Source organism: Serratia sp. NA_13, assembly GCF_052691735.1.
In genome coordinates this window covers 63,425-83,069 of record NZ_JBQZFV010000002.1, presented here as the reverse complement: position 1 = coordinate 83,069, position 19,645 = coordinate 63,425, and the positions used below count along the sequence as shown (strand labels likewise).

At 56.4% G+C, this 19,645-nt stretch carries 20 protein-coding genes; 5 read left to right on the top strand and 15 right to left on the bottom strand.

Annotated elements, in window-relative coordinates; all coding sequences use genetic code 11:
• Positions 1-139 precede the first annotated feature (139 nt).
• Both leuE and ACUTSU_RS03875 read left to right on the top strand, forming a co-directional pair.
• On the top strand, positions 140-778 hold the full coding sequence (gene leuE, locus ACUTSU_RS03880) for a leucine efflux protein LeuE (protein WP_261432306.1): 639 nt from the start codon (positions 140-142) through the stop codon (positions 776-778).
• A 144-nt stretch (positions 779-922) separates the two neighbouring features.
• On the top strand, positions 923-2,422 hold the full coding sequence (locus ACUTSU_RS03875) for an aldehyde dehydrogenase family protein (protein ID WP_445649637.1): 1,500 nt from the start codon (positions 923-925) through the stop codon (positions 2,420-2,422).
• A 34-nt stretch (positions 2,423-2,456) separates the two neighbouring features.
• On the opposite strand, the gene feaR is transcribed toward ACUTSU_RS03875, so the two are convergent.
• Positions 2,457-3,365 (bottom strand): transcriptional regulator FeaR, encoded by a 909-nt coding sequence (feaR, locus tag ACUTSU_RS03870; protein ID WP_445649636.1) that lies wholly within the window; start codon positions 3,363-3,365, stop codon positions 2,457-2,459.
• 362 nt (positions 3,366-3,727) lie between these two features.
• Here feaR and ACUTSU_RS03865 point away from each other — a divergent pair, with 362 nt between their 5' ends.
• Positions 3,728-3,850, top strand: coding sequence for a hypothetical protein (locus ACUTSU_RS03865; RefSeq protein WP_445653794.1), 123 nt, complete (start codon positions 3,728-3,730; stop codon positions 3,848-3,850).
• Between the two features lie 3 nt (positions 3,851-3,853).
• Here ACUTSU_RS03865 and ACUTSU_RS03860 read toward each other — a convergent pair whose 3' ends face one another.
• From ACUTSU_RS03860 to gpt, 6 genes are all read right to left on the bottom strand, one after another.
• Positions 3,854-4,495, bottom strand: a complete 642-nt coding sequence (locus ACUTSU_RS03860; RefSeq protein ID WP_445649634.1) for a DsbA family protein — start codon at positions 4,493-4,495, stop codon at positions 3,854-3,856.
• 397 nt (positions 4,496-4,892) lie between these two features.
• A complete protein-coding gene (proA, locus tag ACUTSU_RS03855) occupies positions 4,893-6,146 on the bottom strand; it encodes a glutamate-5-semialdehyde dehydrogenase (protein WP_445653793.1) in 1,254 nt (417 codons plus the stop codon).
• A gap of 9 nt (positions 6,147-6,155) precedes the next feature.
• The gene (proB, locus tag ACUTSU_RS03850) at positions 6,156-7,259 is read right to left on the bottom strand and encodes a glutamate 5-kinase (RefSeq protein ID WP_445653792.1); all 1,104 of its coding nucleotides are present in this window, start codon (positions 7,257-7,259) and stop codon (positions 6,156-6,158) included.
• A gap of 115 nt (positions 7,260-7,374) precedes the next feature.
• The gene (crl, locus tag ACUTSU_RS03845) at positions 7,375-7,776 is read right to left on the bottom strand and encodes a sigma factor-binding protein Crl (RefSeq protein WP_445649631.1); all 402 of its coding nucleotides are present in this window, start codon (positions 7,774-7,776) and stop codon (positions 7,375-7,377) included.
• Between the two features lie 59 nt (positions 7,777-7,835).
• A complete protein-coding gene (gene frsA, locus ACUTSU_RS03840; protein WP_445653791.1) occupies positions 7,836-9,083 on the bottom strand; it encodes an esterase FrsA in 1,248 nt (415 codons plus the stop codon).
• A 178-nt stretch (positions 9,084-9,261) separates the two neighbouring features.
• The gene (gpt, locus tag ACUTSU_RS03835; protein ID WP_037423424.1) at positions 9,262-9,720 is read right to left on the bottom strand and encodes a xanthine phosphoribosyltransferase; all 459 of its coding nucleotides are present in this window, start codon (positions 9,718-9,720) and stop codon (positions 9,262-9,264) included.
• A 324-nt stretch (positions 9,721-10,044) separates the two neighbouring features.
• On the opposite strand from gpt, the gene pepD reads away from it, so the two are divergent.
• On the top strand, positions 10,045-11,505 hold the full coding sequence (gene pepD, locus ACUTSU_RS03830) for a beta-Ala-His dipeptidase (protein ID WP_445653790.1): 1,461 nt from the start codon (positions 10,045-10,047) through the stop codon (positions 11,503-11,505).
• Between the two features lie 40 nt (positions 11,506-11,545).
• Here pepD and dinB read toward each other — a convergent pair whose 3' ends face one another.
• Positions 11,546-12,607 (bottom strand): DNA polymerase IV, encoded by a 1,062-nt coding sequence (dinB, locus tag ACUTSU_RS03825; RefSeq protein WP_445653789.1) that lies wholly within the window; start codon positions 12,605-12,607, stop codon positions 11,546-11,548.
• Between the two features lie 196 nt (positions 12,608-12,803).
• Between dinB and ACUTSU_RS03820 the strand changes: the two genes are divergently transcribed.
• Positions 12,804-13,688 (top strand): glycerophosphodiester phosphodiesterase family protein, encoded by an 885-nt coding sequence (locus ACUTSU_RS03820; RefSeq protein ID WP_445653788.1) that lies wholly within the window; start codon positions 12,804-12,806, stop codon positions 13,686-13,688.
• A gap of 197 nt (positions 13,689-13,885) precedes the next feature.
• Here ACUTSU_RS03820 and nqrM read toward each other — a convergent pair whose 3' ends face one another.
• Genes nqrM through ACUTSU_RS03785 form a run of 7 tightly spaced genes read right to left on the bottom strand, consistent with a single transcriptional unit; the run spans position 13,886 to position 19,642 of the window.
• A complete protein-coding gene (gene nqrM, locus ACUTSU_RS03815; protein ID WP_174353412.1) occupies positions 13,886-14,113 on the bottom strand; it encodes a (Na+)-NQR maturation NqrM in 228 nt (75 codons plus the stop codon).
• A 10-nt stretch (positions 14,114-14,123) separates the two neighbouring features.
• Positions 14,124-15,152 (bottom strand): FAD:protein FMN transferase, encoded by a 1,029-nt coding sequence (locus tag ACUTSU_RS03810; protein WP_445653787.1) that lies wholly within the window; start codon positions 15,150-15,152, stop codon positions 14,124-14,126.
• Positions 15,153-16,376, bottom strand: coding sequence for an NADH:ubiquinone reductase (Na(+)-transporting) subunit F (gene nqrF / locus ACUTSU_RS03805; protein ID WP_445649625.1), 1,224 nt, complete (start codon positions 16,374-16,376; stop codon positions 15,153-15,155).
• A gap of 15 nt (positions 16,377-16,391) precedes the next feature.
• Positions 16,392-16,988, bottom strand: a complete 597-nt coding sequence (nqrE, locus tag ACUTSU_RS03800) for an NADH:ubiquinone reductase (Na(+)-transporting) subunit E (RefSeq protein WP_012005400.1) — start codon at positions 16,986-16,988, stop codon at positions 16,392-16,394.
• Between the two features lie 6 nt (positions 16,989-16,994).
• Positions 16,995-17,624 (bottom strand): NADH:ubiquinone reductase (Na(+)-transporting) subunit D, encoded by a 630-nt coding sequence (locus tag ACUTSU_RS03795; RefSeq protein ID WP_020825369.1) that lies wholly within the window; start codon positions 17,622-17,624, stop codon positions 16,995-16,997.
• Positions 17,617-18,411, bottom strand: a complete 795-nt coding sequence (locus ACUTSU_RS03790) for a Na(+)-translocating NADH-quinone reductase subunit C (RefSeq protein ID WP_445649623.1) — start codon at positions 18,409-18,411, stop codon at positions 17,617-17,619. The genes ACUTSU_RS03795 and ACUTSU_RS03790 overlap by 8 nt, the downstream gene beginning before the upstream one ends.
• On the bottom strand, positions 18,401-19,642 hold the full coding sequence (locus ACUTSU_RS03785) for an NADH:ubiquinone reductase (Na(+)-transporting) subunit B (RefSeq protein WP_445649622.1): 1,242 nt from the start codon (positions 19,640-19,642) through the stop codon (positions 18,401-18,403). The genes ACUTSU_RS03790 and ACUTSU_RS03785 overlap by 11 nt, the downstream gene beginning before the upstream one ends.
• Between the last annotated feature and the right edge of the window lie 3 nt (positions 19,643-19,645).

Sequence of the window (19,645 nt, the reverse complement as noted above, 5' to 3'; positions counted from 1 at the left end):
CGCGCGACTGATGACAAAAGATGGCAATCAACATGAAGTTTATTACGTTGCCAACCCGCCCCTGCGGCGTTAGGATCGCGCCCGGCTACGGGTGTAGCCAGTGTTATTGGCTGTCAGTTCCGCGCATGGAGAGGTTATTGTGTTAGAAAGTTTTGGCGTCCTGAATCTTTGGACCTATCTGGCCGGGGTGGTTTTTATCATCATCCTGCCGGGCCCGAATACGTTGTATGTGTTGAAAACCGGCGTAACACGCGGTGTGCGGGCCGGCTATACCGCCGCGCTGGGCGTGTTTATCGGTGATGCAATCTTGATTTTCTGCGCCTATATCGGCGTGGCTTCGCTGATCCGTACCACGCCGTTTCTGTTTACCCTGGTGCGTTTTCTCGGCGCGATCTACCTGCTGTTCCTGGGTGCCAAAATTCTTTACGCCACCTTTATTCAGAAAAATGCCGAGCAGCATCAACAGATTGAAGGCAGCCACAGCATTCTGCGCAAATCGCTGACGCTCAGCCTGACCAATCCGAAAGCGATCCTGTTTTATGTGTCGTTCTTCGTGCAGTTTATCGACTTCAACTATGCCCACACCGGCCTGTCGTTCACCATTCTGGCATTGATCCTCGAATCGGTCAGCTTTATCTATATGACCACGCTGATCTTTTCCGGCGCGATGCTGGCGCACTTCTTTAACCACAAGAAAGGCCTGGCAAAACTGGGCAATGGCCTGATTGGCCTGCTGTTCCTCGGCTTCGCCACCCGCCTGGCGACCCTCAGCTCCTGATCCTGTCGATTAACGGCTGGCTCGCTCAGCCGTTATGTCACGTAGGACAAACCGATTGTCAGGCAGACAAAAGTCGTGCTTCTCCACCTGCTGTAAGCTTTTAAGGTTAACGATAGCGACCTTTTTTGTCTGACAGGAGGGCGTATGCCTGACAATACCCTAGCAGTGATGGACAGCGTTTCGCGTTTTCTCGATCGTCATCATGGGCTGTATATCGACGGCCAATGGTGCGAGTCCAGTGCCGAACACCGGTTGGCGGTATTTAACCCCGCTGACGGAAAACAAATCTCCTCCACCGCCGACGCCAATGCACAGGACGTCGCGCGCGCTGTGCAATCCGCCCATCAGGCTTTCACCTCCGGAGTCTGGGCCCAGCGTTTACCCGCCGAGCGCGAGCGCATTCTATTGCGCTATGCCGACCTGCTTGAACAACACACCGAAGAGCTGGCCCAGTTGGAAACGCTGGAACAGGGTAAGTCGATCAATATTGCCCGCATGTTCGAGGTCGGCTGCACGCTGAACTGGATGCGCTACACCGCCGGGCTGACCACCAAAATCACCGGCCAGACGCTGGACGTGTCGATCCCGATGCCACCGGGTGCCAAATATCAGGTGTATACCCGTAAAGAGCCGATTGGCGTGGTAGCCGGTATCGTGCCATGGAACTTCCCGCTGATGATCGGCATGTGGAAGGTGATGCCGGCGTTGGCGGCGGGTTGCTCTATCGTCATCAAACCCTCTGAAACCACCCCGCTCACCCTGCTGCGCATGGCCGAACTGGCCACCGAAGCCGGTATTCCGCCGGGCGTATTTAACGTGGTGACCGGCAAAGGCACCGGCTGTGGCAAGGCACTGACCGAACACCCGTTGATCGCCAAAGTGAGCTTTACCGGCTCCACACCGGTGGGTAAAGGCATCGCGCGGGCGGCGGCAGATCGCCTGACCCGCGTCACGCTGGAACTGGGCGGCAAGAACCCGGCCATCGTGCTGAAAGATGCCGATCTACCACAGGTGATCGAAGGCCTGATGGCGGGCAGCTTCCTCAATCAGGGCCAGGTGTGCGCTGCCAGTTCGCGGATTTATATTGAAGCACCAGTCTACGACAGCCTGGTCGCCGGGTTCGAGCAGGCGGTGAAGTCTCTGACCGTCGGGCCGGGCATGGATGCCAACGCGCAGATCAACCCGCTGGTCTCCAGCGATCACCGTAATAAAGTCGCAGCCTATCTGGACGACGCCAGATCCAAGCATGCGGAGCTGATCAGCGGCGCAGCCGGGCCGGACTCGCAAGGGTTCTATATTCCGCCGACGCTGGTGATAAACCCGGATGATAAGTTGAATCTGGCACGCGAAGAAGTGTTTGGCCCGGTGGTCAATTTGATCCGGGTGGCGGACGCCGAAGAAGCGCTGAGCAAAGCCAACGACACCGATTACGGCCTGACCGCCAGCCTATGGACCACCAGCCTGCAGGCGGCGATGGCTTATACCCCACGCATTCAGGCCGGTACAGTGTGGGTCAATACCCATACGTTGATCGATGCCAACATGCCTTTTGGCGGCTTCAAACAATCGGGCAGCGGCCGTGACTTTGGCCCGGACTGGCTGGATGCCTATACCGAATCCAAATCGGTGTGCATCAGATACTAAAGTACCCGGATCATCAGTAGCGTCGCCTGCGGCGCTACTGATATTGCTTGCGATATTCGCTCGGCGAAACGCCAAAACGGCTTTTGAAAGCGGTGGAAAAGTGGCTGTGATCGGCAAAACCCCAGTCATAGCCGATAGTGGCCAGTTTCTGTCGCTCCGGCGAGCTGCGTAATGCCTGCGCGCACAAATCCAGACGGCGGTGCTTGATATATTGCGCCACCACCAGCCCCTGACGAGCAAACATCCGATACAGACTGCGCACCGAAACGCCAAGCTCATCGGCGATCCACTCCGGCCGTAACTGCGGCGACTGAATATGCGTATCGATAAACGCCAGCGTACGGCTGAAGCTGCGCGGAGGGCTCTCTTCCCCCACTACGCGATCGACCAGCGCCGGACGCAACAGCGTCGCAACCGCGTTCAGGATCGCCTCACTCTCTGGAGCGCTCATCTGTGAGTCCTGCATACACCCCAGCACCAGTTGCCGACTAAGGCGCACCACGCTGCTTTGCGCATCAAGCCGCCGCACGCACTGTACATCTGACGCAGACTGCTCAAGATAGCTGCGCGGCATCAGCAATGAAATTTGGCGGGAGTCTTGTTGAAAGGTAAAGCTGCTGGTACGCGAAGCGTCGATTAGCGTGACGTCACCGGCAGACAACACCGCCTGCCGATCGCCCTGCTCCATCAATGAGCTGCCACGTAGCTGAAACACCGTGAAAAAGTGCGAGCCGTCGCTGCGGGCAATCTCCTGCTGGGTACGATACAGCCGGGTCTGGGCGGCATCCACCACGCTCAGGCGCAGCGCGTGGGAGCGAAACTCCTGCATAGCACCGCTAAAACCAGGCCCCAATGTCCTGGCGCAAAACCGGCCGCAGGCGGAATTGATTTTCGCCAACCACTCCTCGAAGCTGGCCTCCCTGACCTGCGCGGAAATTGCCATGCTTTTCCCCTTCCAACATCAGCGATGAACAGAAAATCAACATAACAACCCGATAACATACAAGCAATGCCGAAACCGGGATCTGGCGCTGGGATCACAGATTGCGTTCGCAATATCGGCAGCGTCATTAAATCGACACTTTTCCGTCATGTAACCATCACAACACTCGCCAAATATAGAGCTCGGTTTGATGACAGCCACCTTCACACCATGGGTATGACTAATAAAATTATTACAAAAATCTGCGCTGGCACTGTGTTTGTTCACTATGGTGCCGGAAAAGCGCGCCGAGATCATGGCGCGCCTGGCAATACGGCGATAACCGCGTGGTCGCCGGTATTCACGCCCCGTCAGATATTGAGATGGGCCGAATCTCCGGCAGCGTGATCAGCCAGCAGCTCTCACACCAAGAAGATTTCCAGCAGCAATACCTGCCAGCGCGTGAAGAACTGCGTCACGCGCTGGATTTGCCTGCCGCAAAATAGCGCTTAGGGCTGGGTATCCAATAAATAGCGGACCACGGCTGCGTACTCTTTGGCGTAGCCGTCCACGCTTTGGCTCGCCATTCCGGCATTGTCGATCTTGTACTTGCCGGAAACATAAAACGATGGCGTGGCGCGCACGTCCAGCGCTTTGACCGCTTCATTCTGTTTGGCGATCATGCCCTTCACCAGCAGGCTGTGACGCGCATTTTCATAGCTGGCGGCATCAACACCGGCAGCGGCAAACACCCGCTGAATATCCTGTTCATTGTTGATGGCACGCTTCTTTTGCAACTCGTCGAACAGCATACCTTCGATTTTGTCCTCAATGCCCATCACCATCGCCACCGACCAGGCTTCGGTCAGCTCATTCCCCAGCTTACCCATCAGGCCAACGTGGTATTTGATCAGTTTAGTGCCCTCCGGCAAGGCCTGGCTGACGGTGCTGCCCACATGGTAAGTCTCGGCAAACTGATAGCAAGGGCCGCAATAAAAGGAGAAAAACTCCACCACCGCAGGGGCGGAAGCGACTGGTTTATCCAGGCGGGTGAATTGCTCGCCCGCACGGTAATCTGCTGCGCCAGCGACGGCAGGAAGCAGTAACACCAATAATGCACCGGCAAGCAGCCGATTGATTTTAGCCAACATAAATACTCCAATTCAGATGAGAACATTGTCCCTAACGCCGGTGTTTATAATCAAATTATCGGTTCAAGGCCAGGTTTTATTACCTTATGCTTATGTGGAATTGACCCATATCAAAGGCGTGGACCAGGCATCCGGTGGCAATCTCTGACTCAGGTTCTATGCTTAAAAAAAGGCGTTGAACGGTGCTTAGCGGCACCAGTATTTACAGCGTCTTTGCCCGCAGGGTGTCGCCACTGCGAATAAAATTGCCGGCTCCCAGATGATGGATGGTATGCAACTGCAGATTGGCATCGGCAAAGTTCCAGCGACCACCGTGAAACGCTACAATCCCCCAAATACAAAAAGGGCACAGTCGAATGAACTGCGCCCCTGTATTTTTACTGCCCCGAACTAAAACTTAGCTACGAACCAAATCATCACCGTAACCGATCCACTTGTAGGTGGTCAGCGCGTCCAGGCCCATCGGGCCGCGGGCGTGCAGTTTTTGGGTGCTGACGGCCACTTCTGCGCCCAGGCCGAACTGGCCGCCGTCGGTGAAGCGGGTGCTGGCGTTGACGTACACAGCGCTAGAGTCCACCGCGCGCACGAAGTGCTCGGCGCTGCTCAGTGAACGGGTGAGGATCGCGTCGGAGTGGCTGGTGCCGTGGGTGCGAATATGGTCGATGGCCTGATCGATATCATCCACCAGCGCCACGTTCAGATCCAACGACAGCCATTCGTCATCGTAATCTTCCGCTGCAACCGCCACCACCGTTGCCGGGCCGTCTTGCAACAGCGGCATGGCGTTCTCTGCCGCGTGCAGGGTCACTCCCACCGCCGCCATTCGCGTGCTCAAGGCAGGTAAGAACTCTGCGGCGATGTTGCGGTTCACCAGTAGCGTCTCCAGCGAGTTACAGGCGCTTGGCCGTTGGATTTTGGCGTTCTCGATTACCGTCAGCGCTTTGTCGAAATCAACGCTGTCATCCACGTAGGTATGGCAAACGCCGATACCGCCGGTGATCACCGGGATGGTAGATTGTTCGCGGCACAGCTTGTGCAGGCCGGCGCCACCGCGTGGGATCAGCATGTCGACGTAGCGATCCATCCGCAGCAGTTCATTCACCAATGCGCGATCCGGGCTTTCAATCGCCTGTACCGCCGCAGCCGGCAGGCCGCACTGTTCCAGCGCCTGCTGGATCACCTTCACCGTCGCCTGATTGGTGTGGTGGGTTTCTTTGCCGCCGCGCAGGATCACCGCGTTGCCGGTTTTCAGGCACAGGCTGGCGACGTCGATGGTGACATTGGGCCGTGCTTCATAAATCACGCCAATTACCCCGAGCGGTACCCGGCGGCGTTCCAGCTTCAACCCGCTGTCCAGCAGGCTGCCGTCCAATACATGGCCGACTGGGTCATTCAGGCGGCAAACCTGGCGCACGTCGTTGGCTATCGCCGCCAGGCGTGCCGGGGTCAGCAACAGGCGATCGAGCAGCGCTTCGGTCATCCCGCTGGCGCGTGCCTGTTCCATGTCCTGTTCGTTAGCCTGTAAAATCACTTCGCTTTCGGCTTCCAGTCTGTCGGCAATCACCGACAGAACCTGGTTTTTCTTCGCCGTGCTCAGCACCGCCAGTTGCCAGGAGGCCTGCTTGGCGGCCTTCCCCATCTGCTCCAGCATGCTCACTCCTTAGCTGACAATCATATCGTCGCGGTGCACTGCCACCGGGCCGTATTCATAACCGAGAATTTCGCTGATTTCCTGCGAGTGGTGACCGGCAATCATGCGCATCGCGTCGCTGTTATAACGGCTGACGCCGTGCGCCAGATCGCGCCCCGTCAGGTTGCGGATGCGGATCACTTCACCACGGGAGAAATCGCCTTTAACTTCGCGAATGCCCTTCGGCAGCAGTGAACTGCCGCGCGCCATAATGGCGTCCACCGCACCGTCGTCGACGGTGATCTCACCGGCCGGGGGTGCGCCGAAGATCCAGCGTTTACGGTTTTCCAGCGGGGTTTCCAGCGCGTGGAAACGGGTGCCCACCGGTTTGTCTTCAATCACGTCAGCCACCACGCCTGACTTGCTGCCAGCGGCGATGATCACGTCGATACCGGCACGGCAGGCCACGTCGGCGGCTTGCAGCTTGGTGCCCATGCCGCCGGTGCCCAGGCCGGACACGCTGTCGCCGGCGATGGCGCGCAGTGCGTCGTCGATGCCGTGCACTTCACGGATCAGTTCTGCCTGCGGGTTGTTACGTGGGTCGGCGGTGTACAGCCCCTGCTGATCGGTCAGCAACAACAGTTTATCGGCCCCGGCCAGGATCGCCGCCAATGCCGACAGGTTGTCGTTGTCGCCAACCTTGATTTCTGCGGTCGCAACCGCGTCGTTCTCATTGATCACCGGCACGATACGGTTGTCCAGCAACGCCGTCATGGTGTCACGCGCATTGAGGAAGCGTTCGCGGTCTTCCAGATCGGCACGCGTCAGTAACATCTGCCCGACGTGGATGCCATAAATGGAGAACAGTTGCTCCCACAGTTGGATCAACCGGCTCTGCCCGACCGCCGCCAGCAACTGCTTGGAGGCGATGGTGGCGGGGAGTTCGGGGTAACCCAAATGTTCGCGCCCGGCGGCAATCGCGCCGGAGGTGACGATAACGATGCGGTGACCCGCTGCATGCTGTTGTGCGCACTGGCGAACCAGTTCGACAATATGGGCACGGTTAAGACGCAGCGATCCGCCGGTCAACACGCTGGTGCCCAATTTCACAACCAGTGTCTGGCTGCCGTTCATAGTGTTTCTGCCGTATAAGATGAGAAGAATGATACTAGGGACTTTGTAACAGGAGAGACGCGTTATGCCAACAGGCACAACGCGAAATCAGCAGAATACTTGCGGTCAAACGGGGTCAGGCGGAAAGTTTAATTAGTTTTTCTTTGAAATCAGCGGCGGGTTCAAGCGTCAGTTCCATGGTGGCCAGCAGTTCGCCCAGACGACGATGGAAATCACGCAGGGTGGTTTCCAGCTTGGTTTTCACTTCAGTATCTTTAATCTTTTCCGGCGTCCACTGCCCTTTCTTATCAAACAGGCCAAACTGATAAGCGTAGGTGAAACGCGTATCTTCGGCATGCAGTTCGATCCACCAGCCCCAGAACTCACGCAGTTCTGGAGAAGGCTTAACATTGACGCAGACGGCTAAACAATCAAAGAAAAAACGGTCGTTCTCACATTGCCCTTCTCGCAGATACGGCCCCAAGCTGGCGAAACGTTTCATTAGTCGGCTTTTAGGGTGACCACTCGGTAACGTCATTCTTAAGCTCCTCAATGTAGACCATTCTTTTTAACAAATTGTTAAAATTTAGCAACTAATTAACGCATTTTATCTTTCATCCAATGGGACATTTGCAGCAGCGCCTTGTGGAAACTGCTGTACACTGGCTTGCGCGGTATGGCGATCAGTTTGCCGTCCATCGAGGATGAAACGATCAGTTGCGACTCTTCTTTCGGGCTGAGCGGATCCTGCTCCCAGTAACCGGCCAGCATCGGCGTCGGGCAACGACGGCCCAACAACCCCTGGGTTTTCAGCGAATAGCTGTTCAGCTCGACCTTCAGCACATGATCCGAAGCGTTGGCCATGCCCATCCGACTGGCCAGCACGTCCATATACATGTCCGGTACGTGCTTCTGGGTGCTGCTGTCGCACAGCAGGCGATGCACCACCGGTCCCAGACAGGCCACCCCACGCAGCCGCTGTGGCTCCAGATAGGCCAGACGCACCGCCACATTGGCGCCAAAGCGGAAGCCAAACGCGGTGACGCGCTGATGGTCAATCCAGGGCACAGTGGTTAACTGGGTCAGCACCTGCTGATGCAGGAAGCTGGAATCCTGCGTCAACTTCCACTTGTAAGAAGAACCGATGGAAGGCATATCAATGGTCAGCATGGCGATGCCCTGCGGTGCCAGATAATCGCGGAACAGGCGGTGATAGTCGGTCTGCAGGGTATCCAGGCTGCCGCACATCAACACCGTCGGGAACGGCGCTTCGCCCTTCTCCGGCAGATGCAGGAAGCCGGTAATGCTGCTGCCACCTTCAATGCGAAACTCCAGTTCTTTCAACTGGTACGGCAGTAACAACGCGCCCTCTTCGTAAGCCCGGTTGGACAACGCCTCCGCCTGCTCGGCCAGTTCATCGCCCTTCAGATGCGGGTAGCCGGCAATGCTGTAAAAGTTGGCAGCATTGAGCCAATGCTGGCCACCGATCAGCGGATCCTGCTGTTCCAGGGCACGCTGCTGCCAAAGCATGCCCTGGTGTACCCATTCGTAGATCCAGTTGCCGTTGCGGTAACCGACCACGGTATCCAGCCATTTGTCGTTGGTGTGTTCCACATCAGCGACGGCAATGCGTGCCAGCACTTCGTTGATTTCTATCGGATCGACACCGCGCCAAGCCCACAACAGCGGGTTGAGCATGCGGTACCAATTGCTGACGGTATTACCCTCCAACGTGGAATGCAGATCGGCACTGACTTTACTGCGCGCGCGCAGTACCAGAGTTGAGGTCTCAGGATGTTTAAATGAGGGTTTGAACAGGGTTTCAGAAAGGTTGGCTTGTGCCATGGTAACAACAGCCTCCGTAAATCTGGTAATAGGCCGCAAACAGCCTAATCAACTGGAGGTAGTGTACCTAACTCTGTCGCGATAAACCCGTCATACTTGAAGGTGTATCTGTGGGACGGAAATCAGAAATGCAAACGCCCGGCTCAGCCGGGCGTTTTAATCAATCAGCGTGGCAAACTTAACGACCGCCGATCGGTGGCACGAAGGTCACCGCCATATCCCATGGCTGTTCGATCCAGGTATCCTGTGGGATATCAACTACATAATCGTCTACCAGCGGGCGACCTGCCGGTTTGGCGAAGATAGTGACGAAATGCGCTTTCGGGTACATTTCACGGATCGCTTTCGCGGTGCCGCCGGTATCCACCAGATCGTCGATAACGATAAAGCCTTCACCGTCGCCTTCGGCGCGCTTGAGCACTTTCATTTCGCGTTGGTTGTCATGGTCATAGCTGGAAATGCAGACGGTATCCACATGGCGAATACCCAGCTCACGCGCCAATAAGGCAGCCGGTACCAGACCGCCGCGGCTTACGGCAATAATGCCAGTCCATTGCTCAACCGGCAGCAGGCGGTGAGCCAGTTTGCGAGCTTGCATTTGCAGCATGTCCCAGGTAACAACGTATTTTTCGCTCATAGAATGGTGTCCCAGCCAGCAGTGGTGCGGCTTACTCAGTAATCAGGGGAAAAAAGGTTGCGCGAGATTATAAAGACTGACCGCATCAAATACCAGTTGTACCTGGAATTTCATAAGTATTTCATATGGTGATTGATGCTAAATAAATGAGCAATAACCAACCAAACGAGTGTGATCAAGCGCTTGAACAGCGCAATACGGTACGGGCACCGCCCGGAATAAAGTGATATTCTCTGGAGATCGTGCCAAAACCGCACAGATGCCCCTAACCCAAACCGAGCGGCATTCCCGCACTGCCGAGAATGCTGTTACAGGAGACTTATAGTGTCTGAATTGTCTCAACTTTCGCCACAGCCGCTGTGGGATATTTTTGCCAAAATCTGCTCTATTCCGCATCCTTCTTATCATGAAGAAGCGCTGGCACAGCACATCCTCGAGTGGGCCAAAGAGAAACACCTGCACGCCGAGCGTGACCATGTAGGCAACATCCTGCTGCGCAAGCCCGCGACCAAGGGGATGGAAAACCGCAAGCCGGTTGCCCTGCAAGCACACCTGGACATGGTGCCGCAGAAAAATAACGACACCGTGCACGACTTCACCAAGGATCCGATTCAGCCGTACATCGACGGTGAGTGGATCAAGGCGCGTGGCACCACGCTGGGTGCCGACAACGGTATCGGTATGGCCTCCGCACTGGCTGTGCTGGCCGACGACAGCGTCGAACACGGCCCGCTGGAAGTGCTGCTGACCATGACCGAAGAAGCCGGTATGGACGGTGCATTTGGTCTGCAGGCTAACTGGCTGCAAGCGGATATCCTGATCAACACCGACTCAGAAGAGGAAGGTGAGATCTACATGGGTTGCGCCGGGGGGATTGACTTCATCACCACCCTGCCACTGCAGCGCGAAGCCGTGCCTGCCGGTTATCAGACCCTGAAGCTGACCATCAAAGGCCTGAAAGGCGGCCACTCTGGCGCGGATATCCACGTCGGGTTGGGCAACGCCAACAAACTGCTGGCACGCTTCCTGTTCGACCGTAGCGCCGAGCTGAACCTGCGCCTGCTGGACCTGAACGGCGGTACGCTGCGCAATGCTATTCCGCGTGAAGCCTCTGCAGTGGTTGCCGTGCCGGCCGAGAAAGCCGATGCGCTGAAAACGCTGAGTCAGGCGTTCCTGGCCACCCTGCAAAATGAGCTGGCGGCCAAAGAGAAGAACATCACCGTGCTGTTGGAGCCTGTCTCCAGCACCTCTCAGGCGATGACTGCCGACAGCCAACAACGTTTTGTGGCGCTGCTCAATGGCACGCCAAACGGTGTGATCCGCATGAGCGACGCGGTGAAAGGCGTAGTGGAAACCTCACTGAACGTGGGCGTGGTCACCACCAGCGACAGCGAAGCAGAAATCATCTGTCTGATCCGTTCGCTGATCGACAGCGGTAAAGACTACGTGGTCGGCATGCTGACCGCTCTGGGACAGTTGGCCAACGCCAAAGTGTCACCAAAAGGCGGCTACCCAGGCTGGCAGCCAGACGCGGACTCACCGGTGATGCATCTGGTGCGCGAGATTTATCAGGATCTGTTCAACAAGACGCCGAACATCATGGTGATCCACGCCGGTCTGGAATGCGGTCTGTTCAAAAAGCCGTACCCGAACATGGATATGGTATCGATTGGGCCAACCATCACCGGGCCACACTCGCCGGATGAACAGGTGCATATCGAAAGCGTGGGCCTGTACTGGAAACTGCTGACGGCGCTGCTGAAAGCGATCCCGGAACGCGCGTAATATTCCAGATAAACCCAAGGCGCAAATATTTGCGCCTTTGTTATTCCCAGGGTAGCAACAGTTGCCGCTCCAGTTGCGGATCCAGTAACGTCACGTGCAACCCGACCAGTCGCACCCCGCGACCTTCACGCCGCTCACGCCATACCTGCCGCGCCACGTTGATCAAATCGTCTTTATTCAGTACCGGCCAAACGTGTTCCTGCGTCGTTTGCTGGAAATCCTGAAACTTCAGTTTTACCCCTTGCCGGGCGATGTGCAGATCCGGTTTCACCTTACGCAACCGCAGTTCCAGCTCGGGATAGAGTTTGTCGACGATCAGCGCTTCGCAGTCTTCCCAGTCATGGATATCTTCCGCCAGCGTGCGCTCCACCCCCACCGATTTACGCAACCGCTCTGGCGAAACTTCACGCAGATCGATCCCCTGACAACGCTCCCATAGTACCCGGCCAAATTTGCCGAAACGCTTTAACAGCGCCGCCAGGTCATACTGCTGTACATCGGCGCAGGTGATCAGCCCCACTTCCTCCAGCCGTTTGGCGGTCACTTTGCCCACGCCGGGGATTTTACTCAGCGGTAACTGCTGTAAAAAACCTGGCACCTGTGCCGGGGTGATGACGTATTGTCCGTTCGGCTTATTCAGCTCTGAGGCAATTTTGGCGAGGAACTTGATCGGCGCGATACCGGCAGAAGCGGTGAGGTTGAGTTCGTCGGAGATAGTCTGGCGGATTTGCTCGGCGATCAACGTCGCCGAGCCGTTGCACTGGCTGCAGTCCGTCACGTCCAGATAGGCTTCATCCAGCGACAGTGGTTCAATCAATGGGGTGTAACGGGCGAATATTTCGCGGATATGCTGCGAAGCTTCCTTATACGCCGCCATACGGCCGGGCAACAGCTTAAGGTGCGGGCAAAGCTTGAGTGCCATCGCCGTCGACATCGCACTGTGTACGCCATAGCGACGCGCAGGATAGTTGGCGGTGCTGATCACCCCACGCCGGTCGGCACTGCCGCCGATCGCCAACGGAATATCGCGCAGGCTGGGATCGTCGCGCATTTCTACCGCTGCGAAGAAGCAGTCCATATCGACATGAATGATTTTACGCATCGCGCCTCCAATAATACTGTATAAGTATACAGTCAAAAATGGAAAGCTCAAGCCCCGGCTCGACTCGGTGAAAACAGGCTTTCACCCAATTATCTTCGATTTGTTAAAAAAGCGTAATTTTTCAATAGTACGCTATGGCAAATTAACCACCGCTGTTACTGATAACAATAACTCTACGCACAGGATGGTGCCCTACATGAAATCATTATCGGTCTATTTGTTAGCTTCAGCCCTATCCCTGATATCCCTTGCCGCTACCGCAGCTCCCGCCATTATCGCTCACCGTGGTGGTACTGCCGACGCTCCTGAAAATACCCGCGTCGCGATTGAAACCGCGCTGAAAAATGGCGCTGACGCCATCTGGATCACTCTGCAGGAATCCAAAGACGGTGTGATCGTGCTTTACCGCCCTTCCGATCTGAAAGCGCTAACCAATCAGCAGGGGCTGGTCTCCGCCTTTACCGCTGCACAACTGGCGAAAGTTGATGCCGGTTGGTCATTCACCAAAAGTGAAACCTACCCGTTCCGGGGGAAAGGCATTGGCATTCCTCGTTTGGATGAGACCCTCAATGCCTTCCCCAAGGTTAACTTCTATCTGGATATCAAATCCCCAGACGCAGACCCGGCCCAGTTCGGCAAAGCCCTGCTGGCAACGCTGGAAAAAACCAACAGCCTGAACCGCACCCGCGTGTACTCCACCGATACCAAATATCTGCAAGCGCTGCCACTGGCAATTAAGCGTTTTGAAACCCGCGATAAAACCCGCGACCTGCTGGCGAATATCAGCCTATCGCACCTGTGTGAGTTGAAACCAAGCCATCAGCAACCGCGCTGGTACGGGCTGGAACTAAAGCGTGAAGTGGAAGTGGTGGAGAAATTTACCCTGGGTGAAGGGCGCTCCAAGGCGTTTCTGACCTGGGATAAAGAATCGATCGACTGCTTCCGCTCACCAGGGCCAGCGCACATCATTCTGTTCGGCATCAACTCACCGGCGGAATACCAGCAGGCGGTGGCGTTAGGCGTGGACGGAGTGATGGTCAACTCACCGGCCGAAGCAAAGAGCTTTGTTAAGGCAAAATAACCGATAAAAAAGGGGCGCTGCATGCGCCCCTCAGACTGATGACAAACCTCATTCCTGCCCAGAGCGAGTCGAGGCCGATAAATAAAAATCAGGAAAATCAATTTATTGATTTTCGGCTGCTCACCACAAAGCAGGAAAAACCACGCTTTTTCCTGCTTTGTCAGCAACCTAAGGGGCGCTGCATGCGCCCCTGTTATTCAGATGATCCGGTGTTTTTCCAACTGTTTCTGGCGCAACGCCTCTTTTTCCAGACGCTTTTTCCGCGCATCGCAGGGTTCAGGACAGTCACAGACTTTATCCATCCCCAACGCCGTAATGCCGCCGCAGCTGCCCTGCAGGCTTTTACGCTTGAACACGTAACCCAGCGACATCCCGCCGACAATCAGCAGAAACAGCACGAAGCTGGCGACAAATACTGTCAACATAGCGACCTCACTAGCTCTTGTTCAAATAGGGTTTGAACGCCTCGGAGTAGCGCTCTTCAAAACCTTTGGCAGTTTTCACAATCATAAACACCGGGATCCCCATCAGGTTCGCCAACGCCATGCCACGCTCCGGCCCCAATACGTTCAACCCGGTCGACAGACCGTCGGCAGCCATACAGGTCGGGCTCAGCACCGTCACCGATACCAGATGGTGATGGATCGGCTTGCCGGTAACCGGATCTATGGTATGCGAATAACGCACGCCGCCCTGTTCGAAGTAGTTGCGATAATCCCCCGAAGTGGCGATCGACATCTCGCCCGGCTGGATCACCAGTTGCGCCTTCTGCTCCATGCCGGCCGTCGGCCGTTCAATGGCGATACGCCACGGTTTTTTCTCACCATTGTGGCCGCGAGTACGGACTTCGCCGCCAATATCCACCATGTAGTTCTTAATCTGCTGCGATTGCAGATACTGGGCAATCACATCCACCCCGTAGCCCTTGGCAATCGAAGAGAGATCGACATACAGCTCAGGGATGCTCTTTACCAATGCGTTGCCCTGCACCGACAGCTTGTCGATACCGGTCCAGGCGCGGCGGCGCTCCAGTTCGGCAGCGCTCGGCACCTTGTCCAGTCGCCCTTCCGGGCCGAAGCCCCACAGATTAACCAGTGGCCCGACGGTCACGTCCAGCGCGCCGTCGGTGACGCGGTTAATGCGCAGTGCTTCCAGCACCACCTCGGTGGTCGCTGCCGATACCGGGAAGGGTTTATCTATCACGCGGCTGGCGTTGAAGCGGCTCAGTTCAGAGCCTGGCCGGTAGGTGGACATCTGGTCATTCACCAATTCCAGCCGTTTGTCGATCTCCGCCTGAATTTTGGCGGCAGACGGCGTGTCGTCACCGGTGACATAACGGACAGAATAAGAAGTCCCCATGGTTTTGCCATCGAGATTGACCTGCTCCGGCCCGCAGCCGGTCAATAACAGGGTGGCGCTGAGCGCCACCGTCGTCATTAACCCCTTCATTGCCCATGCGCGCATTTAGCCACCAAAGTCATCAAGCATGATATTTTCGTCTTCGACACCCAGGTCTTTCAGCATCTTGATCACCGCAGCGTTCATCATTGGTGGACCACACATGTAAAACTCGCAGTCTTCCGGCGCCGGGTGGTTCCGCAGATAGTTCTCTAACAGAACATTATGGATAAAGCCGGTGTAACCCGTCCAGTTATCCTCAGGCTGCGGATCGGAGAGCGCTACATGCCAGGTGAAGTTCTCGTTCTCTTCCTGCAACCGATTGAAATCGTCCTCATAGAACATTTCACGCAGTGAACGCGCACCGTACCAGAAGGTGATTTTACGCTTCGACTTCAGGCGGTTGAGCTGGTCAAAGATGTGCGAACGCATCGGTGCCATACCGGCACCGCCGCCGATGAAGATCATTTCCGCGTCGGTATCCTTGGCAAAGAACTCGCCGAACGGCCCGGAGATCGTCACCTTGTCACCGGCTTTTAACGACCAGATATAAGAGGACATGATGCCCGGCGGCACGTCAGGATCGCGCGGCGGCGGCGTGGCAATACGCACGTTGAGCATAATAATGCCCTTTTCGTCCGGATAGTTGGCCATCGAGTAGGCGCGCACCGTGGTTTCATCCACTACCGAGCGGTAACGGAACAGGTTGAACTTGTCCCAGTCACCACGGTATTCGTCCGGCACGTCAAAATCGGCATAGCTGATGTCGTGTACCGGCGCTTCGATCTGGATAAAACCACCGGCGCGGAACGGCACGTCTTCCCCGTCAGGGATTTTCAACTTGAGCTCTTTGATAAAAGTGGCTTTGTTATCATTGGAGATAACCTCGCATTCCCACTTCTTCACACCAAAGATCTCTTCCGGCAGCTCGATTTTCAGGTTCTGCTTCACGTTAACCTGGCAAGCCAGGCGGCAGCCCTCTTTCGCTTCACGTTTGTTGATGTGTGACAGTTCGGTCGGCAGAATATCGCCACCGCCCTCTTTGATCACCACCCGGCATTGGCCGCAAGAACCACCGCCACCGCAGGCGGACGAAACGAAGATCCCCTGGCTGGACAGCATATTCAGCAGCTTGTCACCCGCCGGAGCGGTAAAGCTCTTGTCCAAATCGCCGTTTACTTCCACCGCAATGTCACCGGTGTTCACCAGCTTGGATTTGGCAAACAAGATAAGCAACACCAGCACCATAACGATGCCGGTAAACATCGCGACACCTAAAATAATTTCCATAAATTCTTCCCGCCTTTACAACTGAACACCGGAGAAGGACATAAAGCCCAACGCCATCAGCCCGGTGGTGATAAAGGTAATGCCCAGGCCACGCAACCCTGCGGGGACATTGGCATACTTGAGTTTTTCCCGGATCCCCGCCATTGCGACAATCGCCAACATCCAGCCGGTGCCGGAGCCGAAGCCGTACACCACCGATTCGGCAAAGTTGTAGTCACGTTGCACCATGAAGGAGACGCCGCCAAAGATGGCGCAGTTCACGGTGATCAGCGGCAGGAAAATGCCGAGTGCGTTGTACAGCGACGGGAAGAAGCGATCGAGGATCATCTCCAGAATCTGCACCAGCGCCGCAATTACGCCGATAAAGGTAATGAAGTTGAGGAAGCTCAGATCAACGCCTTCCACCAGCGCACCGTCGCGCAGGATCAGGTTGTAGACAAGGTTGTTCACCGGCACGGAGATCCCGAGTACCAAGGTCACCGCGATGCCCAAACCAAAGGCCGTCGATACTTTCTTCGATACCGCCAGGAAGGTACACATCCCCAGGAAGAACGCCAACGCCATGTTCTCAACGAACACCGCGCGTACAAACAGGCTGATATAATGTTCCATCGGCCATTACTCCTTTTCGATCTGCGCTGGTTTCAGGGTGCGTAGCGCCCAAATCAGCAGGCCGATGATAAAGAACGCGCTCGGTGCCAGCAGGAACAGGCCGTTCGGTTGATACCAGCCGCCGTTCTGCACCGTTTCCAATACCGGAATGCCAAACAGCTTGCCGGAACCGAACAGCTCACGCAGGAAACCGACCAACACCAAGATCACCCCGTAGCCCAAGCCGTTACCGATACCGTCCATAAAGCTCTCGATCGGCGGTGACTTCATGGCGTACGCCTCGGCGCGCCCCATCACGATACAGTTGGTGATGATCAGGCCGACAAACACCGACAGTTGCTTGGAGATCTCGAACGCATAGGCGCGCAGCAACTGATCGACCACAATCACCAACGAGGCGATAATCGCCATCTGCACAATGATGCGCACGCTGTTCGGGATATGGTGACGGATCAGCGAAATAAAGAAGCTGGAGAACGCAGTAACCAGCGTCACCGCGATGGTCATCACCACCGCCGTTTCCAGCTTGGTGGTCACCGCCAGCGCGGAACAGACACCCAGCACCTGCAAAGCAATCGGGTTGTTGTCGAACAGCGGTCCTAAAAGGACCCGTTTAATCTCTTTGGAATCAGCCATTTTTCAGCGCTCCTTCACGAACTTTTTGCAGGAACGGGCCAAAGCCGTGCTCGCCCAACCAGAAGTCAAAAGTATGCTGCACGCCGTTGGAGGTCAGCGTGGCTCCGGACAAGCCATCCACCCCATGTTCATCCCCCTGACGTGCCCCGCCTTTCACCACGCGGATCGCCGGTTTGCCGCTGTCATCAAACAGCTTTTTACCGATCCACTGCTGGCGCCAGCTGGCATTTTCGACCTCACCGCCCAGCCCCGGAGTTTCCCCCTGCTGGTAGTAAGTGATGCCCTTCACCGTATTGCCGTCGCTATCCAGCGCCACAAAGGCGTACATCATCGACCACAGGCCGGTACCGTAGACCGGCAGTACGATTTTGTTGACCGCACCGCTGTCGTCCCGCACAAGGTAGATTTCCGCCTGGTTGCTGCGGCGCTTGATGCCGGCAGGATCGTCAGCCGCCGGTAGCGCTACGCTTTTGGCGTCATCACGCAGCGCCGCAGCCAGATCAAACGCCGTCGCCTTGCCGGTGACAAACTCACCGCTGTTCAAGTCCAGCAGGTGCGGTTCGATACGTTGGGTGAACAGCGCCTTGACCTGCTCGCCTTCCATTTTCGGCTGCAGCAAACCGGCCACGTCGAGAATATTGCGCTGTTTGTCGAGCAGCTTCTGTTCCTGCTGTTTGGACTTCAGGCCGACGGCGGAACCCGCCACCACCACAGAACACACCAGGCACAGCAGCAGTACCACCAGCAGTGTTTTACCGATACTGTCGTTTTTAGATTCATTCGCCACGGGCTTTTCTCCGCTTGATGTTGGCCTGCACCACCAGGTAATCGAACAGCGGCGCGAACAGGTTGGCGAACAGGATCGCCAGCATCATGCCTTCCGGATAGGCCGGGTTGACCACCCGGATCAGCACGCACATCACGCCAATCAGAATGCCGTACCACCACTTCCCCTTGTTGGTGAACGAGGCGGAAACCGGATCGGTAGCCATAAAGATCATACCGAAGGCGAAACCGCCCAACACCAGGTGCCAGTACCAGGGCATGGCAAACAGCGGGTTGGTGGTTGAACCGATACTGTTGAACAGGAAGGCGGTCGCCATCATGCCGAGCATCACCCCGGCGACAATGCGCCAGGAAGCTACGCGGCCAAACAGGATTATCGCCCCACCGAGCAGGATCATCAGCGTGGAGACTTCACCTACCGAGCCGGGAATATTGCCGAGAAACGCATCCATCCAACTGATGGAATGGCCGGTAGCCACGTTGCTCAGGCTATGTGCCCCGCCCGCGCTCCACTGTGCCAGCGGCGTCGCACCGGAGAAACCGTCGGCGGAGGTCCACACCAGGTCACCGGAAATCTGTGCCGGATAAGCAAAGAACAGGAACGCTCGCCCCGCCAAAGCCGGGTTGAGGAAGTTGCGTCCGGTACCGCCGAATATCTCTTTCGCCACCACTACGCCAAAGGTGATACCCAACGCGGTCTGCCACAGAGGCAGCGTTGGTGGCACAATCAGTGCAAACAGGATTGAGGTAACGAAGAAGCCTTCGTTAACCTCATGCTTGCGAATGACGGCGAACAACACTTCCCAGAAACCACCGACCAGGAACACCACGGCGTAAATCGGCAGGAAATAGCAGGCGCCCAGCACCATTTTGCTGATCCAGCCCGCGTCCGCCGCCAGTGAGGCCCCCAACCATTGCGCCAACCGATAGTGCCAATCCCCCGCCAGCACCTGCTGCAGTTGATCGCCACTGTAAAGGTGGTGCAATGCCGGAATGGCCTGTTGGCCGACGTTGTACATCCCCCAGAACATCGCCGGGAATACCGCCAGCCACACCAGGATCATCATACGTTTCAGATCGATGGCATCACGTACGTGCGAAGCCCCGCGCGTCACCGAACCAGGGGTATAGAACACCGCGCTCGTCGCTTCATACAGCGGGTACCACTTTTCCAGCTTGCCGCCCGGTGTGAAGTGATGCTCGATTTTTTCAAAAAAGTTCTTCAGGCCCATCGG

Coding starts and splice junctions, on each gene's coding strand:
- ACUTSU_RS03875 (WP_445649637.1), top strand. CDS start 923: ATGCCTGACAATACCCTAGCAGTGATGGACAGCGTTTCGCGTTTTCTC.
- feaR (WP_445649636.1), bottom strand. CDS start 3,365: ATGGCAATTTCCGCGCAGGTCAGGGAGGCCAGCTTCGAGGAGTGGTTG.
- ACUTSU_RS03865 (WP_445653794.1), top strand. CDS start 3,728: ATGGGCCGAATCTCCGGCAGCGTGATCAGCCAGCAGCTCTCACACCAA.
- ACUTSU_RS03860 (WP_445649634.1), bottom strand. CDS start 4,495: ATGTTGGCTAAAATCAATCGGCTGCTTGCCGGTGCATTATTGGTGTTA.
- proA (WP_445653793.1), bottom strand. CDS start 6,146: ATGCTGGAGCAGATGGGGAAGGCCGCCAAGCAGGCCTCCTGGCAACTG.
- proB (WP_445653792.1), bottom strand. CDS start 7,259: ATGAACGGCAGCCAGACACTGGTTGTGAAATTGGGCACCAGCGTGTTG.
- crl (WP_445649631.1), bottom strand. CDS start 7,776: ATGACGTTACCGAGTGGTCACCCTAAAAGCCGACTAATGAAACGTTTC.
- frsA (WP_445653791.1), bottom strand. CDS start 9,083: ATGGCACAAGCCAACCTTTCTGAAACCCTGTTCAAACCCTCATTTAAA.
- gpt (WP_037423424.1), bottom strand. CDS start 9,720: ATGAGCGAAAAATACGTTGTTACCTGGGACATGCTGCAAATGCAAGCT.
- dinB (WP_445653789.1), bottom strand. CDS start 12,607: ATGCGTAAAATCATTCATGTCGATATGGACTGCTTCTTCGCAGCGGTA.
- ACUTSU_RS03820 (WP_445653788.1), top strand. CDS start 12,804: ATGAAATCATTATCGGTCTATTTGTTAGCTTCAGCCCTATCCCTGATA.
- nqrM (WP_174353412.1), bottom strand. CDS start 14,113: ATGTTGACAGTATTTGTCGCCAGCTTCGTGCTGTTTCTGCTGATTGTC.
- ACUTSU_RS03810 (WP_445653787.1), bottom strand. CDS start 15,152: ATGCGCGCATGGGCAATGAAGGGGTTAATGACGACGGTGGCGCTCAGC.
- nqrF (WP_445649625.1), bottom strand. CDS start 16,376: ATGGAAATTATTTTAGGTGTCGCGATGTTTACCGGCATCGTTATGGTG.
- nqrE (WP_012005400.1), bottom strand. CDS start 16,988: ATGGAACATTATATCAGCCTGTTTGTACGCGCGGTGTTCGTTGAGAAC.
- ACUTSU_RS03795 (WP_020825369.1), bottom strand. CDS start 17,624: ATGGCTGATTCCAAAGAGATTAAACGGGTCCTTTTAGGACCGCTGTTC.
- ACUTSU_RS03785 (WP_445649622.1), bottom strand. CDS start 19,642: ATGGGCCTGAAGAACTTTTTTGAAAAAATCGAGCATCACTTCACACCG.